The organism is Streptomyces sp. NBC_01288 (genome assembly GCF_035982055.1).
GTDB lineage: Bacteria > Actinomycetota > Actinomycetes > Streptomycetales > Streptomycetaceae > Streptomyces.
Map to the genome: position 1 here is coordinate 9397909 of NZ_CP108427.1, position 15625 is coordinate 9413533.

Here is a 15625-nt window from a genome sequence, read left to right on the forward strand (position 1 = left end):
GCCGGGCACCCTTTCGCGTGGCCTGAGCGTGGCCTCAGGTGAAACGACCTGACACGTCGGCAAGTGGACCCGTTCCCGACGGTTGTCCCGCCGTGTGCCGCAGTCCCGTCAGGACCACATCCGTGATCCTTTCCGCCTCGGCGCGGGTGAAGGGGCGCAGGCCGCGGCTGACGTACAGGTGGACCGGGCCGGTCAGCATCTCGGCGAGGAAGTAGCCGTCGACCGGAGGCAGTTCACCGCGTGCCACGGCACGGTCCACGACCTGCTGGAGTCTGGCCAGACGCTGCTCGAAGATCCGATCGACGGGCAGGGCGACCTCGGGGTTCTCCCCCGCGTCCTGGATGGCGCGCTGCATGGCACGGCCAGTCGTGGTGGACAACAGGCCGGCCAGCGCCACCAGGTAGTCGACCAGATCGTGGCGCAGGTCTCCGGTGTCCTCCAGCTCCACCGTGCCCGAGTACTGGAGCAGCGCCGCGGTGACGAGTTCCTCGCGGTCGGGCCAGTTGCGGTAGACGCTCGTCTTGTGCACGCCGGCCAGCTCGGCGACCTCCTCGTAGCGCAGGGCGGCGATGCCGTCCCGTGCGACGAGACGCAACGTGGCCTCCAGGATCCGGGCACGGGTGCGGGCCGTGCGGCCCCCCGGCCGCCGCGCCGCCACCGGCTCAGGTGCGTCGTCTGTGTCCTGCTCTCGGGTCGCCGTCACACCCTCACCTTAAGGCTTAACGCAACAGATTGATGTGTTAGCTTTAATGCAACAGATTGGCGCTTTTAGAGGCGCGGGCGGACTGTTCGCGCAGTACCCCGCAATCGACCGAACAGGACAGGACTCCCCGTGAACATCCTTGTCTCCGGCGGCGGCATCGCCGGTCTGGCCACAGCACTGGAACTCGGCAACCGCGGCCACCAGGTGACCCTCGTCGAACGCGCCGCACACCTGCGCGTCACCGGCGCTCCGATCGACGTCCGCGGCGACGCCATCGAGTTCGCCGACCGGATGGGGGTGCTGCCCAGGCTCCGTGAGCAGCGCATCCGGATGGCGGAGCACGGCGTGTTCGTCCATGCCGACGGTTCCGTGGCCGCCCGTCTGCCGGTCGAGGAGATGAGCGATTCCGGCGACGACATCGAGATCGCGCGCGAGGACCTCGCCCGTACTCTCGCCGACCCACTGCCGACGTCGACGGACACCGTCTTCGGCGACTCCCTCGACGCGCTCGCCGACGACGGCGACGGCGTCGACGTCCACTTCGTCTCCGGCCGCGCCGAACGCTTCGATCTCGTCCTGGGCGCCGACGGCCTGCACTCGGTCACCCGCAGGCTGGTCTTCGGGCCCGAAGGAGACTACCTGCGCCACCTGGGCCTCTATGTCGCCCTCACCGACCTGCCCGCCGAAGCTCGGACCGACGACCGGACCAGCCCGCTGTACAACTATCCCGGCCATCTCGCGAGCATCGCCCGCTACAGGAACAAGGCGTTCGGGGTGTTCCTCTTCCGCTCCGGGCTCCTCGACTACGACCACCGCGACCTCGATGCCCAGAAGAAGATCCTCCTGGACGCCTTCGCCGGACATCCCGAGTGGAAGATCCCGCAGCTGCTCGACGCGGTCCGCGCCGATCCCGAGTTCTACTTCGACTCGGTCAGCCAGATCCACCTGCCCACCTGGCACCGCGGCCGTATCGCCCTGGTCGGTGACGCCGCGCACTGCGCGGCGCTGCTCTCCGGCCGCGGCACCTCATTGGCCATCAGCGGCGCGCACTTCCTCGCCGAGGAACTCGACGACGCGGGCGGCGACCACACGGTGGCGTTCGAGCGCTACGAGCAACGCCAGCGCCCCTACGCCGAGTTCGCCCAGAACAGCGTCACGGACGGCGGCGAACTCATCGTGCCCTCCACGCGGGAGGCGATCGACGCGCGCAACAAGAGGCTCCAGGCCGTCGCCACCTGACGACGACACCGGGCCACGACCGTCACAAGCCTCAGACGTGCCAGCTCCTGATGCCGTGCCGCGTCGAACTCAGTGAACTCGGTGAACTCGGTGAACGTTGACGGCTACGGGGCGTCCGGTGACTCGGTTCACTACGAGGGACCGCGAGGGACATCGACCCGGAACGCTCGCTCCGCGACGCGCCGACGAGCCCTTCGGGGCTTTCGGTCGGCCACGGCAGGATGGCGGGCATGCGTTTTCGACTGCTCGGCCGACTGGAGCTGGTGACCGCCAACGGCGCGGTCGTCCCGCCCGGCGCCGTGTCCCGGGCGATCGTGGGGCGGCTGCTGCTCGCCCGCGGGGCCGTCGTGCAGCGCGACACCCTCGTCGACGAACTGTGGGAGGAGCGCACGACGAAGAACCCGGTCGGCGCGCTCCAGGTCCAGATGGCCAAGCTGCGCGCGGCCTTCGCGGCGCGGGGCGAGGACGCCCGCCTGCTGTTCGACCACGGCGGTTATCGGATCGTCCTGGGACCCGAGGACGAGATCGATGTGCCCGACTTCGAAGCCGCGGTCCGGGACGGGCGTGAGCATCTCGCGGCGGCGGAGCACGAGAAGGCCGAATGCGAGCTACAGCGAGGGCTGTCGATGTGGCGCGGTCGCGCCCTCGACGGCCTGGAGGGACGGGTCTTCGAGGCCGAGCGGACCCGCCTTGAGGATCTGCGGCTCGGCGCTCTGGAGGACGCGGCCACCGCGGGCCTCGAACTCGGCCGCGCGAAGGAGCTGATCCCCGAACTACAGGCCCTGTCGTCCCTCGCCCCGCTGCGCGAGCGGTCCCGGGCCCGTCTCATGCTCGCGCTCTACCGCTGCGGCCGGTTCGCGGAAGCCCTGGAGGTCTACGACACGGGCCGTCGCCTGCTGAAATCCGAACTCGGCGTCGCTCCCTCGCAGGAACTGCGCTCCCTGCACGCCGCGATACTCCGCCACGATCCGTCTCTCCAGGGGCACGACCCGTCTCGTCAAGGGGGCGATCCGTCGCTCCAAGGGCACGAGTCGACGCTCCGAGGTCCGGCCTCCCTGTCCGACCGACCGGCCTCCCCGCGCACGGACATCCGCCCGGCACCCGTGTCCGGTGAAGCCAACCCGATCCGCCCGCTGGGCCCCTTCGTCGGCCGGCGCAAGGAGCTGACCGCGCTGTGCGAAGTCGTCGGCCGGGAGCGGCTGGTGACCGTGCTGGGACCGGGAGGCGTCGGCAAGACCCGTCTGGCCCTTGAGATGTGCGCGCTGGTCCAGCCGTCCCGCGGCAACGTCTGGTGGGTCGACCTGGCCCCGGCCGACGACGCGAACGTGCTCGCGGTGGTCGCCTCCGCGCTCGGCCTGTCCGACACCTCCGTCCGGCCCGACCAGCCGCCGCACGACTACGTCCACCGGCTCACCTCGTTCCTGGCCGGACGGTCGGCCGTCCTCGCCCTCGACAACTGCGAGCACCTGCTCGACGCCGTGGCCCCGCTCGTGGCGACGCTGCTGAGCCGGTGTCCCGGACTGACCGTCCTGACCACCAGCAGGGCACCGCTGGAGGTCGCGGCCGAGGTGCTGTACCCGCTCGCGCCGATGCCGGACGAGGAGGCCGCGGACCTGTTCGGCACCCGGGCCGCGATGATCGACCCGTCCTTCGCCCCGGACGCGGCGGCACTGCACGACATCCGCCGCCTCTGCCGCAGGCTCGACGGACTGCCGCTGGCGGTGGAACTTGCCGCCGCGCACGTCCGGCTCCTGACCGTTCGCGAGATCGAGGCCCGCCTCGACAACCGCTTCACCCTGCTGATCAAGGGGGAGCGCACCGCACCGGCCAGACACCGCACCCTGCGCGCGGTCCTCGACTGGAGCTACGCCCTCCTCGACACCACCGAACAGCGGCTGTTGACGGAACTCGCCCTGTACGTGGGCGGTTGCTCCCTCGACATCGTGGAAGCGGCAACTCCCTTGCCCGGGGCGGACAGTGCCGAACTGCTCCACGTCCTGGGGCAGTTGGTCGACAAGTCGCTGCTCGTCCCGGTCTCCACGCCCGACGGGAACCGGCTGCGGATGCTGGAGACGGTCCGCGAGTACGCGCTCACCCGACTCCGGGAGGAGGGCCGTGCACCGGAAGCCGAAGAACGCCTCATGACGTGGGCCGCACGCTTCGTCCGCGACGGCAGCGCGGGCCTCTCCTCCCGTGACCAGCGGGAGTGGGCCAGGCGCCTCACCGAGGAGTCCGCCAACATCAGGGCGGCATCGGACCTGATGACGGCCAGGTCGAGGCAGGCCGGAGCCCTGCTGCTGGAGGCGCGGCTGGGCTACTTCTGGTTCATCAGCGGCCGCGAGGAAGAGGGAATCGACCGCCTCCAACGCAGTCTCCAGGCCTACGACGCGACAGCCGGACAGCGGACCGAGGCGCCCACGGAGGAGGACGAGTGGGCGCTCTTCTACACGATCGCCTGGCTCACCTGGCTCCATCACGTGGCCGGACACCACACGGAAGCCAGTTCCTATGTGGACAGGCACAAGGAGGCGTGGCAGTCCGCGAAGAACCCCGACCTCGCCGTCCTCGGCCTCTGCTACGACGCGCTCCACGCGATGCTCAACGGGCACGACGACGTGGAGGAGCGCTTCGCCGTGGCGGAGGCCGCCGTAGTGGACACGGAGTTCCACTGGGACCGGGCGGTCCTCCAGACGAACTGGTCGACCTACTGCCTCCAGCACGGGGACACCGAGGGTGCCCGCCGGCACGGGCTGCTCGCGGTGGCGGCCTCGCGCGCGGCCGACGACGACTTCGCCCGGGTCTTCTCCCTCACCCTCTGCGGCGACGCGGACGAGAGCGACGGCCTGCGCGCCCGGGCCCGTGAGCAGTGGACCGAGGCGGCCCGGATCCTGCGTGCCGTGGGGGCGCGTACCCGCTGGGCGTATGTGCTGCTCAGGCTGGTCTGCCTGGACGTCACCGAGGAGGAGTTCGCCCTGGCCGAGCAGCGGCTCATGGACGTGAGCCGGCTCGCGGACGAACTGAGTGCGGACGACCTCCAGGCCGCCGTGGCCAACCTGCGCGGAGTGGTGGCGGTCCGGGGCGGTCGTTTCGCGGAGGCGGAGCGGATTTTCCACGGTGTCTGGCGCTGTCCGGGAGCCCCGCCCGACCGCAGAGCGGTCGCGGCCGTCGGCCTCGCGGTCATCGCGACCTTCGGTCCGCCGACCCCCACCGCCACGGACGACGCGCGAGCCTGGATCGACCGGGGGCGCCGGACCCACGCCGGACTGCTGGAACCGCTCGCCCGACACGCGGTGGGCGTACTGCTCGACAGGCTGGACGCCCACTACGGGGCGAACGGGCCGGGTGGGACGGACCAGGAGTGCGACTGGCTCGCGGACAGCCCCTCCGTGTTGGCCGCCTTCAGCTGAGGCACGCCCATCGCGGCAAGCCGGGCCCGCGACGAACCGTACGCGGACAGTGAACCTCTTCGGGGTGCGCGCCGTAGCAGCGACCAGACGGCACCTGGTTCCCGGGACGCGTCCGCCGCCGTGTCGCCTTGCGTCGCGTCGTGGAGCCGTGTCCCTCGCTGTGCCAAGTGACCGTCGGACAGGGCCGGTTCTCCGACGAAAGGCACAGCACCATGACCGAGTACCAGGGGCGGATCGTTCTCGGAGAGGACACCGTCGCCGAACTGGCCGACCGGATCGAGGGATTCGTGTTCGCCCCGGACGACGCGGGCTACGCGGGAGCGGTCGCGGGCTTCAACCTGCGCTCGCGGCAGGGGCCTTGCCTGGTCGTCGCGGCAGCCGGGGCCGACGATGTGCGGGCCGCGGTGGGTTTCGCGGCGGCGCGTGACCTGCCCGTCGGGGTCATGGCCACCGGGCACCAGCCGTTCCCCGCCGCGGAGGACTTCCTGCTCGTCACGACGCGGGCGATGCGTACGGTCGAGATCGACACCGAGCGTGGTGTGGCCCGGGTGGGTGCGGGCGCGCTCTGGTCGGACGTCGTGGAGCCCGCCCAGGCGGAGGGGCTGGCGCCGCTGAACGGGTCCAGCCCGCTGGTCGGAGTCGTGGGCTTCACCCTCGGCGGCGGCCTCAGCCCGTTCCTGGGCCGGTCCTACGGCTGGGCCGCCGACCACGTCGTCGCGATCGAGGTCGTCACACCGGACGGTCAACTGCGCCGCGTCTCACCGGAGTTGGAACCGGAACTGTTCTGGGGCCTGCGCGGCGGACGCAGCAACTTCGGGATCGTGACCGAGCTGGAGATCCGGCTCTTCCCCGTAACCTCCTTCTACGGCGGCGGAATCTACTTCCCCGCCGACGACGTCGAGGCCGTGCTGCGCGCCTTCCCCGAGGTGGTCCGCGACGCCCCCGACGCCTTCACCTGCTCGCTGGCGCTGCTCAACTTCCCGTCGGTACCGGAGATTCCGGAACCGCTGCGCGGCCGCTTCCTCGCTCACGTCCGGGTCACCCACCTCGGCTCCGACGAGGAGGCCGAGAAGCTCATCGCGCCCTTCCGGGCCATCGGCGACGGCGTCATCGACACGATCGGCCGTCATCCCTACGGCGCTTTCGCCCTCGTGCACACGGACCCGGCCGACCCTTTCCCGTACGAGGAACAGGGCGCCCTTCTGGCCGAGTTGCCGACCGAGGCACTCGACTCCCTTGTCGAGAGCGCCCAGTTGGCGGCCGGCGGACTCCTCACGGTCCTGGAGATCAGGCATCTCGGCGGGGCGCTGGCGGATCGGCCGATCGCGGCGAGCCCCATCGCGGCCCGGGACGCCGAGTTCAACGTGTGGGGAGCGACCGTCGGACCGCCGGAGGTCGTCGACGCCGGAATGGCCATGCTCGGCGGGATGGTCGAGCGACTGCGCCCCTGGGCCACGGGGCTCGCGTACACGAACTTCGCGGGCCGTGACGACGGGGCGGAGGACGTGTTCACCGCCGACGACCTGGCACGGCTGCGGGTCCTGAAGAGGCACTACGACCCGCGCAACCTGTTCCGGGTCAACAACCACAACGTCGCTCCGGAACAGCGGTGACCTGAGGTGAACTGCGAGCAGGACATGCCCGAACTGGCCGCGTACGCCCTGGCGGCCCTCGATCCCGCGGACGCGGTACGCGTCGACGGCCATGTACGGGAGTGCCCGGCGTGCGCTGCCGACGTGGACGGGCTCCGCACCACCCTCGCCGCCGCCCGGGCGCTGCCCGTAGAGGAGATGCTGGGCAACTGGTCCGGCAAACTCCCCGAACTGCGGGAAGCGGCGGTCCGCGCGGCCTTGGCGGAGATCCCGGGGGTGACCGGCTCCTGAGCATCCCCGGCACACCGGCTCCCGCCCGCCCGTAGAGCGCGTCCGCGTGCTCGGTGGCGGCGCCCTTTCCCGCGCCTTTCCCGCAGCTTTCCCGAGCCTGTCCTCGCACACGTGGGCCAGGCAAGCGCACATCAAGCCGCCGGCAAGAGGTCCCCCCGAAGGTTGCCCCGTTCAGCCTTCAACGAATTGGCGTGCCGTGCATCCACCCACGGCGCATCGGGGGAACGTGGCAATGAGGTACGACACAGGAATCCGGGACGCACGGCCCGGCCGAACCGGCGGCACCCGTGACCGGGCGCGCGACGAGGCGTTCATCCGCGCCGTCTACGACAAACACGGTGTGTTCCTGCTGAGGGTGACCACCGGACTGCTCTGGGGCGACAGCCATCAGGCCCAGGACCTGGTCCAGGAGGCCGTCCTGCGCGCCTGGCAGAACGCCGACATCCTCGATCCCGAGGCGGAGGGCATACGGCCGTGGCTCGTCACGGTCGTCCGCAACCTCGTCATCGACGGCTACCGCGCCCGCAAGGCCCGACCGCCGGAGACGATCGACACCGCCCTGAACGACATGCCCGGCCCGGAGCCCATGGACCCGGCCCTCACCAGGAAGATCGTGCGCGAGGCCTTGGCGGACCTGACGTTGCAGCACCGCGAGATCCTCGTCCACGTCGAGTTCCTGGACCAGTCGGTGGCCCGGACGGCGGAGACGCTGGGCATACCGCCGGGCACGGTCAAGTCCCGGACGCACCTTGCCCTCAGGGCTCTCCGGGCCGCGTTGGCCGAGCGGGGGTACACCGCGTGAGCGGTCGGCGGCGCTGAAGGAGGGTTTCGCCCGCCCTGAATGCGGAGAGGGAGCGCCGACAGCCTCGGCGCTCCCTTTCTCATGCGGTGAATGACGTACGAGTACCGCTGGCTACCGAGCCACTCGATCCGCGGCGGTCTCGCGTTGAGTCGCCCGCCGACGCGCTTCCTCCACCGCACTCCTCTCTTCCGGAGTGAGGCGATTCATCAGCCGTTCGTTGTTGACCCAATCGTTCAGAAGGGCGTGAGAACCCCCCAGGCTCAGGGAGTACGCCCACATACTTCGCCCTCGCCTGGTTCCGTTCCATTCATGTGCCCAGCTGAGCAGATGGCCTATTCTCTGCTCCTGCGTGAACCTCATCAATTGCATGCCCGTCACCTTTCTGTGGCTACGAGAAGGCCTGGTCTTCATCCGCCCTCCAAACGAGGATCGGCTCCGTAAACGGGGATCCGCTCTGTAAACGGGGCGGCGAAGGAGGAGGTTCACAGCAGACTCAGAATCCGGTGAGCGTCACCTTGCCGATGGCGCTGCCGGACTCCAGGATGCGATGCGCCTCGCGGAGGTTCGCGGCGTTGATCGTGCCGAGATCCCGCGTGGCCGTGGTCCGCAGGGCGCCCTCGTCCACGAGTCGGGAGATCCGGTCGAGGATGTGGTGCTGCGTCACCTGGTCCGGAGTCTTGAACAGGGAGCGCGTGAACATGAGTTCCCAGTGGAAGGAGATGCTCTTCGCCTTCAGCAGGCCGATCTCCACGGGACCGAAGTCGTCGATGGCGACGAGCCCGCCGAGCGGCTTGAGCATGTCGGCGTACGCGGCGAGGTTCCGGTCCGTACCGGCGGTGCCGAAGATGTGGTCGACCCCGCCGGGTGCCACCTCGGCCACCTGTGCCGGCAGCGGACGATGGTGGTCGACCACATGTGTCACGCCCATACGCCGTGCGAACGCGACGGTCTCCGGCCGGGAGGCGGTGCCGATCACGGTCAAACCGGTGAGGGCCCGGGCCAGTTGAGCCACCATGGCTCCTACACCGCCCGCCGCCGCGGTCACCAGCAGCGTGCCGGTCTCCTCCGCGGCGCCCTCGCGCAGACCGAGGCGTTCGAACAACCCCTCCCACGCGGTGAGGGAGGTCAGCGGCAGCGCCGCCGCCTCGGCGAAGGAGAGCGTGCTGGGCTTACGGCCGACGATGCGCTCGTCGACCGTGTGGAAACGGGAGTTGGTGCCCGGCCGGTCGATCGCGCCGGCGTAGAAGACCTCGTCGCCGACCTCGAACAACTCCACCTGCTCACCGACCGCGACGACCGTACCGGCGGCGTCCCAGCCGAGCACCTTGAGTTCTCCGCCCGGGTCGTTGCTCTGCCGGACCTTGTAGTCGACGGGGTTGACCGCGACGGCCTCCACCTGGACCAGCAGATCGTGGGGACCCGGCTCGGGCACGGGCAGTTCGACGTCCACCAGGCTCTCGGCGTCGTCGATCGGCAGGCTCTTGCGATACGCGACGGCGGGCATCGTCGCCGACTTCCGGGTCTCACTCATCATGGATCTCCTCGACTCGTGCGGTGGGCCGACGAGGACCGGCGGCCACGACCCGCAAGGTACCTATCGGGAGGTAGTAACCATCAAGGGATCCTGCTTCCCAAAAGAAACCATCCAGGTAGAACGGCTGCGAGGAGCCCCGCGTGTCGTCAGGGCAGGCGTCGTCAGGTCAGGCGGACTCCGGGAACCGGTCGATGTTCTGCTCCACCCAGCTGCGCAGATGGGAGAGCGGGGCGCAGGCGTCCTTGCCGAGCGGGGTCAGGCTGTACTCGACGCGGGGCGGGACCTCCGCGTAGATCTCCCGGTCGATCAGGCCGTAGTCCTCCAGGCGGCGCAGGGTCTGGGTGAGGACCTTGGGGCTCACGCCCTGCAACCGGCCGCGCAGTGCGCCGAAGCGCTGGGGTCCGTCCTCCAGGGCGCCCAGTGCGAGGGCGCTCCACTTGTTGGCGAGCAGGTCCAGCATGTCGCGGCAGGGGCAGGCCGCGGAGTAGACGCTCTTGGGGTCCTCGCAGAGGCCTGATGTCTTGGTCATGCGCCAACAGTACCCAATGGGTACTAGTATCCCTTGCGGGTAACCACCGCCTGCCTCGTACGGTCATGGGCATGCTCGGAATCCAGGTTGGGAATCCAGGTTTCGGGCATCGGAACCGCCGATGAAGGCTGACACATGAACGACGACGCCCTGCACCTCCGACTGCTCGGCCGCCTGGAGCTGGCCGACGGGAGCGGTGCCGTCGCTCTTCCGGGCGCCCTCTCCCGCGCGATCGTCGCCCGGCTGCTGCTCGCCGGGGGAGCGGTCGTCCACCGCGACACCCTCATCGACGAACTGTGGGAGGACCGCGAGGCGAAGGACCCGGTCAACGCCCTCCAGGTCCAGGTGACGAAACTCCGCGCGGCGCTCGCGACCCGGGGCCGGGACGGGCGCGTGCGGTCGCAGTACGGCGGATACCGGTTCGTGCCGGCGCCGGAGGACGAACTCGACACGGTCCGTTTCGAGGCGACGCTCCGCGAGGGCCGCGAACACCTGGCGGCGGGGGCGTACCGCCAGGCCGAGGACGTTCTACGGCAGGGACTTGCCCTGTGGCGAGGCCGCGCCCTGGACGACCTGAAGGGCCGGGTCTTCGACGCCGAGCGCCTGCGCCTTGAGGAACTGCGCCTGAGCGCACAGGAGGACGCGAGCGTCGCGGGTCTTGAACTCGGCCGCGCGGCCGAACTGGTCCCCGAACTCACGGCACTTGTGTCCGCCGCACCTCTGCGGGAACGGTCCCGGGCACGACTGATGCTCGCGCTCCACCGCTGCGGGCGTCACGCCGAAGCACTGGACGTGTACGAAACGGGCCGCAGACTCCTGAGGTCCGAACTGGGCGCCGACCCTTCCCCCGAACTGCGTTCCCTGCACGACGCGATGCTGGCAGGCGATCCGCGCCCCGGGACGCCGACGGCCGACTCCGTACGGCTGTCCGCGCACGACGCGCGACTGGCGGGCGAGCCGCGTCCCGGGACGGTGACCGCGGATTCTGTACGACTGTCCTCGGATCGTCCGGATTCCCAGCCGGCAGATCGTCGCGCTTCCCACCCGGCAGATCGTCCGGCTTCGCGCCCGACGCCCGGCGAAGGCGGTCCCGACCACCCGCTCGGCCCGTTCGTCGGCCGCGCCGAGGAACTCGACGGGCTGCGCGCGGCCCTCGACCGCGAACGGCTGGTGACCGTCGTAGGACCCGGCGGTGTCGGGAAGACGCGCCTCGCGCTTGAGGTGTGCGTGCTGATGCAGCCGTCGCACGACGGTGTGTGGTGGGTCGATCTGGCGGCGGCCGACGGGGCGGGTGTCCTCGCGGCGATCGCCGGAGCCCTGGGGCTGTCGGACGCGTCGGTCCGGCCGGACCAGCCGCCGCACGACTATGTGCACCGGCTCACGTCGTTCCTGGCCGGACGTCGGGCGATGCTCGTGCTCGACAACTGTGAGCACCTGCTCGACGCGGTCGCCCCGCTCGTGGCGGTCCTGCTCGGCCGGTGTCCCGCACTTACCGTCCTCGCAACCAGCAGAGCCCCGTTGGCAGTTGCGGGCGAGACGCTCAATCCCCTGACACCGATGCCCGACGGTGAGGCCGCGGACCTGTTCAGCGCCCGCGCCCTCATGATCGACCCGTCCTTCACCGCGGACGAGACCGCGATGCACGACATCCGCTCGCTCTGCCGCCGACTCGACGGACTGCCGCTCGCGGTCGAACTCGCCGCCGCGCACGTGCGGTTGCTGCCGGTACGCGAGATCGAACTCCGTCTCGACAACCGCTTCGCCCTACTGGCCAAGGGAAAGCGGACCGCTCCCGCCCGGCACCGCACCCTGCGTGCCGTCCTCGACTGGAGCTACGCCCTCCTGGACACCACCGAGCAGCGGGTGTTGACCGAACTCGCCCTGTATGTCGGCGGCTGTTCCGTCGAGTTGGCGGAGACGGCGGTCTGCCTGCCCGAGGCGGACCGCCACGAGATCCTCCAGGTGCTGGCCCAACTGGTCGACAAGTCCCTCCTGTTCACCGTCTCGACCCCCGAGGGGAGTCGGCTGCGGATGCTGGAGACGGTCCGCGAATACGCGTTGGACCGGCTCCGGGCCGAAGGAAGGGCCGCCGAGGCGGAGGAGCGCTTCATGGCCTGGGCCCTGCGTTTCGTCCACGACAGCACCGACGCCAACGCGCCCGACGACCCAGGGGAGTTGATACGGCGGCACACCGCGGAATCCGCCAACGTCAGGGCCGCCTCGGACCTCATGATGACCCGGTCGAGAACGGCTCAGGCGTTGTCGCTGGAAGCACGGCGCGGCAGTTACTGGATCATCAGTGGCCGTGAGGAAGAAGGCATCGACCGTCTCCAGCGCAGCGTGCGGGCCCATGACGGGGCTGCCGCGGAGCCCACGGAGGAGGCCGAGCGGGCACTCTTCTACGCCCTCGCGTGGCTCGTCTGGCTCAACCACGTCGTCGGTCGGTACGCGGAGGGCGGCTACTTCGTCGACCGGTTCAAGGCGGCCTGGCGCCGGGCGAAGAACCCCGACCTCGCGGTCCTGGGCCCCTGTTACGAGCCGCTCCACGCCATGCTGACCGGGCAGGACGACGTGGCGGAACTCTTCGTACGGGCCGAACAAGGCGTCGCCGGCACCGAGTTCCACTGGGACCGGGCGATCCTCCTGACCAACTGGACGACGTACTGCCTCCAGGCCGGCGACATCGACGGCGCCCGCAGCCACGGCCGGGCCGCCGTCGAGGCCGCGACAGCCTCCGGCGACGACTTCGCCAGGGCGTGCACCCTCACGCTCCGCGGCGACGCGGACGAGAGCGCCGGCCTCCGCGACCGCGCCCGCGCGCACTGGACCGAGGCGGCACGCATCCTCCGTTCCATCGGCGCGCGCGGTCAGTACGCGTACGCCGCCCTCAGGATCGTGTGCCTCGACATCGCGGAGGGCGCGGTCGACACGGCCGAGAACCGGCTCTCGGAGGTGGTTCGCCTCGCCGACGAACTCAGCGCGGACGACCTCCGATCCGCGGCGGCCATCCTGCGCGGAACACTGGCGTTCTACGGCGGTCGCTTCTCGGACGCGCGGACGATCTTCGCCGGCGTCTGGGACAGCCCTACGGCACCGCTCGACCGCAGGGCGATGGCTGCCGTAGGCCTGGTGGCGGTGACGACGTTCGGCGCACCCACCCCCTCGGCGGCAGGCGACGCGCGGCTGTGGATGGACCGCGCGGGCGAGGCGCTCGACCGGGTGCGTGAGCCGCTGGCGCGCCGGGCGGTGGGCGCCCTGCTGGACAAGCTGGACGCCTACTTCAAGTCCGGTCCGAGCGGCGCGGTCGGGATGGAGCATGTGCGGGCCTGGCTCTCCAACAACCCTTCCCTGCTTGCCGGTTTCACCGGCGTGCTGAACGGCCCCGGTCGGCACCGCTGATCCGCTGCGTCCCGCTCCCCTGCTGTTCTCGATCGTGGCAACTGATCCCGGCGACGAGTGAACCTGGTCCCGGAACGGCTCGTAGACCGCAACGGTCCCGTGATCGGTTCGTCTCCTAAGGAATGACATGTCAAGCAGTTCCGCAGATCAGACCCTGGCTGTCCGGGTCGTCGACAGCATGGAGCGGATGAGCGGGAGGCATCCCGGATACCGCCGGTCCAGTGCCCGGGGGGCCGGTTTCCGGGCCACCTTCACTCCCAGTGGGGCCGCGGCCGCGCTGACCACGGCCGCGCATCTCCAGTCGCGGCCGGTTCCGGCGACCGTACGGTTCTCGAACTCCGAGGGGGATCCGCACACGCCCGACACCGCCCCGGTGACCCGGGGCATGGCCGTCCGCTTCCACCTGCACGACGGCGGTGACACCGACCTCGTCGCCCTCAGCGTCCCCCGGTTCGTCGCCTCGACGCCCAGGGAGTTCCTGGAGCTGACCGAGGCCCTGCGCCGCGACCCCGTGACCCGACAGCCCGACCTGGCCCGGGTGCACGCGTTCGTCGGCGCTCATTCGCACCTGGCGGAAGCCGTGGCGCAGCAGCCGCCCGTACCCGTCAGCTATGCCTCCGCCGCCTACTGGACCATCCACGCCTTCATCTGGGTCGACGCGGACGGCGCGAGGCGGCCCGTGCGGTACCGCTGGGAACCGGAGGCCGGACGCGCCGAACTCACCGCCGCGGACGCGGCCACCCGAACCGCCCACTACCTCACCGACGAACTGCACCAGCGCCTGGAACACGCACCGGTGGCGTTCGACCTGCGGATCCAGCTCGCCGAACCCGACGACCCCACCCACGACCCCAGCACCGTCTGGCCCGAGCACCGCAAGGAGTTCACCGCCGGGCGGCTGGAGATCACCGCACCCGCCGACGACCAGGACCCCGGGAACACGCAGGCGTTCAACCCCACCCGCGTCACCAGCGGCATCCAGCTCTCCGACGACCCCGTCCTCGCCTTCCGGGCCCACGCCTACGCCGAGTCCCACCTCCGGCGCAGCCACAACCAGTAGGGCACCGCCCCCAACGGTGAACCTCCTTGGTGCGCCGGCCGTTTGACGTCACGCCAGCACAACGCCCGCGCACCTGGAGCCTGTTGGCCGAGCGACTCGACGAGCGCTCCGGGGGCCCGACGAATGGATGGACTTGAACAGCGAACAGACCAAGGGAACTCCGGGCCGGCGAGGCCTGTTCCGAGGCGCCACGGTGGCGTGTTGCGCGATGGCCCTCTCCGCCGCGGGAGCGACAGCGGCGAGCGCCGCCTCGATACCCACCGCGCGCACCACCGTCAGCTACGTCGCGCTGGGCGACTCCTACGCCTCCGGCCCCGGCATCCCGACCCAGGTCGACGCCACATGCGCCCGGTCCGACCAGAACTACCCGTCCCTCCTCGCGGCAGCGAGGAACTGGCAGTTGACCGACGTCAGTTGCTCGGGCGCGACCACAACCGCCCTGGCCGGACCCCAGGGTTCGCGACCGCCGCAGCTGGACGCACTCGGCGCGGACACGGACGTGGTCACCCTGACCATCGGCGGCAACGACCTCGGCTTCTCCGGCAACCTGGCCACCTGCGCCGGACTGACGTCGAAGGACCCGACGGGCAACCCGTGCCGGACCTTCTTCACGAGCGACGGCACCGACCGGCTGGCCCAGCGCGTCGACGACATCGCCCCCAAGATCGCCGCCGCGCTGGACGCCGTACGGCAGCGGGCTCCGCACGCCAAGGTCCTGGTGGTCGGCTATCCCGACCTGTTCCCGGACGACGGGGTCGGCTGCACCAGCTCCGCCGTACCGCTCGCCGCCGGTGACTTCGCCTATCTGCGCGACACCGAGAAGAAGCTCAACGCGATGATCGCGGACCAGGCGGCGGCGAACGGCGCGCGCTACGTCGACACCTACACCCCGACGGTCGGACACGACATGTGCGAGCCGGCCGGCGAGCGCTGGATCGAACCCCTGGTCGCCCCGGCTCCGACCGCGCCCGCCCACCCCAACGCCCAGGGCCAGCAGGCCATGGCCGCCACGGTGGAACGCGCCCTCCGCTGCGCCGCGCACCGCCGATGACCTGAGCCGACGACCTGA

The 15625-nt window shown here is 70.6% G+C and carries 11 protein-coding genes; 8 read left to right on the forward strand and 3 right to left on the reverse strand.

The genetic code is table 11. The features are described 5' to 3' along the window. Positions 1-34: 34 nt before the first annotated feature. Entirely contained in the window at positions 35-703 is a 669-nt protein-coding gene (locus OG194_RS42210; RefSeq protein ID WP_327405992.1) for a TetR/AcrR family transcriptional regulator, read from the reverse strand. Positions 704-832: 129 nt separating this feature from the next. Here OG194_RS42210 and OG194_RS42215 point away from each other — a divergent pair, with 129 nt between their 5' ends. The 5 genes from OG194_RS42215 to OG194_RS42235 all read left to right on the forward strand — a co-directional run bounded on the left by OG194_RS42215 (position 833) and on the right by OG194_RS42235 (position 8034). After that, a complete protein-coding gene (locus OG194_RS42215) occupies positions 833-1942 on the forward strand; it encodes an FAD-dependent oxidoreductase (protein WP_327405993.1) in 1110 nt (369 codons plus the stop codon). A 230-nt stretch (positions 1943-2172) separates the two neighbouring features. Further along, the gene (locus OG194_RS42220; protein WP_327405994.1) at positions 2173-5349 is read left to right on the forward strand and encodes an AfsR/SARP family transcriptional regulator; all 3177 of its coding nucleotides are present in this window, start codon (positions 2173-2175) and stop codon (positions 5347-5349) included. Between the two features lie 212 nt (positions 5350-5561). Next, the gene (locus tag OG194_RS42225) at positions 5562-6962 is read left to right on the forward strand and encodes an FAD-binding oxidoreductase (protein WP_327405995.1); all 1401 of its coding nucleotides are present in this window, start codon (positions 5562-5564) and stop codon (positions 6960-6962) included. Between the two features lie 6 nt (positions 6963-6968). Beyond that, positions 6969-7232 (forward strand): zf-HC2 domain-containing protein, encoded by a 264-nt coding sequence (locus OG194_RS42230; protein WP_327405996.1) that lies wholly within the window; start codon positions 6969-6971, stop codon positions 7230-7232. Positions 7233-7464: 232 nt separating this feature from the next. Further along, the gene (locus OG194_RS42235) at positions 7465-8034 is read left to right on the forward strand and encodes a sigma-70 family RNA polymerase sigma factor (protein WP_327405997.1); all 570 of its coding nucleotides are present in this window, start codon (positions 7465-7467) and stop codon (positions 8032-8034) included. 493 nt (positions 8035-8527) lie between these two features. Here OG194_RS42235 and OG194_RS42240 read toward each other — a convergent pair whose 3' ends face one another. Continuing rightward, positions 8528-9565 (reverse strand): zinc-binding alcohol dehydrogenase family protein, encoded by a 1038-nt coding sequence (locus tag OG194_RS42240; RefSeq protein ID WP_327405998.1) that lies wholly within the window; start codon positions 9563-9565, stop codon positions 8528-8530. Positions 9566-9734: 169 nt separating this feature from the next. Continuing rightward, positions 9735-10097, reverse strand: coding sequence for a winged helix-turn-helix transcriptional regulator (locus tag OG194_RS42245; protein ID WP_327405999.1), 363 nt, complete (start codon positions 10095-10097; stop codon positions 9735-9737). Positions 10098-10232: 135 nt separating this feature from the next. On the opposite strand from OG194_RS42245, the gene OG194_RS42250 reads away from it, so the two are divergent. The 3 genes from OG194_RS42250 to OG194_RS42260 all read left to right on the forward strand — a co-directional run bounded on the left by OG194_RS42250 (position 10233) and on the right by OG194_RS42260 (position 15607). Next, a complete protein-coding gene (locus OG194_RS42250; RefSeq protein ID WP_327406000.1) occupies positions 10233-13496 on the forward strand; it encodes an AfsR/SARP family transcriptional regulator in 3264 nt (1087 codons plus the stop codon). A 127-nt stretch (positions 13497-13623) separates the two neighbouring features. Next, positions 13624-14556, forward strand: a complete 933-nt coding sequence (locus OG194_RS42255; protein ID WP_327406001.1) for a catalase family peroxidase — start codon at positions 13624-13626, stop codon at positions 14554-14556. A gap of 127 nt (positions 14557-14683) precedes the next feature. Continuing rightward, positions 14684-15607, forward strand: coding sequence for an SGNH/GDSL hydrolase family protein (locus OG194_RS42260; protein ID WP_442811734.1), 924 nt, complete (start codon positions 14684-14686; stop codon positions 15605-15607). The last annotated feature ends 18 nt before the right edge of the window (positions 15608-15625 follow it).

What these genes read in the sequence shown, in the direction of transcription:
- OG194_RS42245 (WP_327405999.1), bottom strand. Translation starts at nt 10,097, where the DNA reads ATGACCAAGACATCAGGCCTCTGCGAGGACCCCAAGAGCGTCTACTCC.
- OG194_RS42220 (WP_327405994.1), top strand. Translation starts at nt 2,173, where the DNA reads ATGCGTTTTCGACTGCTCGGCCGACTGGAGCTGGTGACCGCCAACGGC.
- OG194_RS42225 (WP_327405995.1), top strand. Translation starts at nt 5,562, where the DNA reads ATGACCGAGTACCAGGGGCGGATCGTTCTCGGAGAGGACACCGTCGCC.
- OG194_RS42250 (WP_327406000.1), top strand. Translation starts at nt 10,233, where the DNA reads ATGAACGACGACGCCCTGCACCTCCGACTGCTCGGCCGCCTGGAGCTG.
- OG194_RS42260 (WP_442811734.1), top strand. Translation starts at nt 14,684, where the DNA reads ATGGACTTGAACAGCGAACAGACCAAGGGAACTCCGGGCCGGCGAGGC.
- OG194_RS42255 (WP_327406001.1), top strand. Translation starts at nt 13,624, where the DNA reads ATGTCAAGCAGTTCCGCAGATCAGACCCTGGCTGTCCGGGTCGTCGAC.
- OG194_RS42235 (WP_327405997.1), top strand. Translation starts at nt 7,465, where the DNA reads ATGAGGTACGACACAGGAATCCGGGACGCACGGCCCGGCCGAACCGGC.
- OG194_RS42240 (WP_327405998.1), bottom strand. Translation starts at nt 9,565, where the DNA reads ATGAGTGAGACCCGGAAGTCGGCGACGATGCCCGCCGTCGCGTATCGC.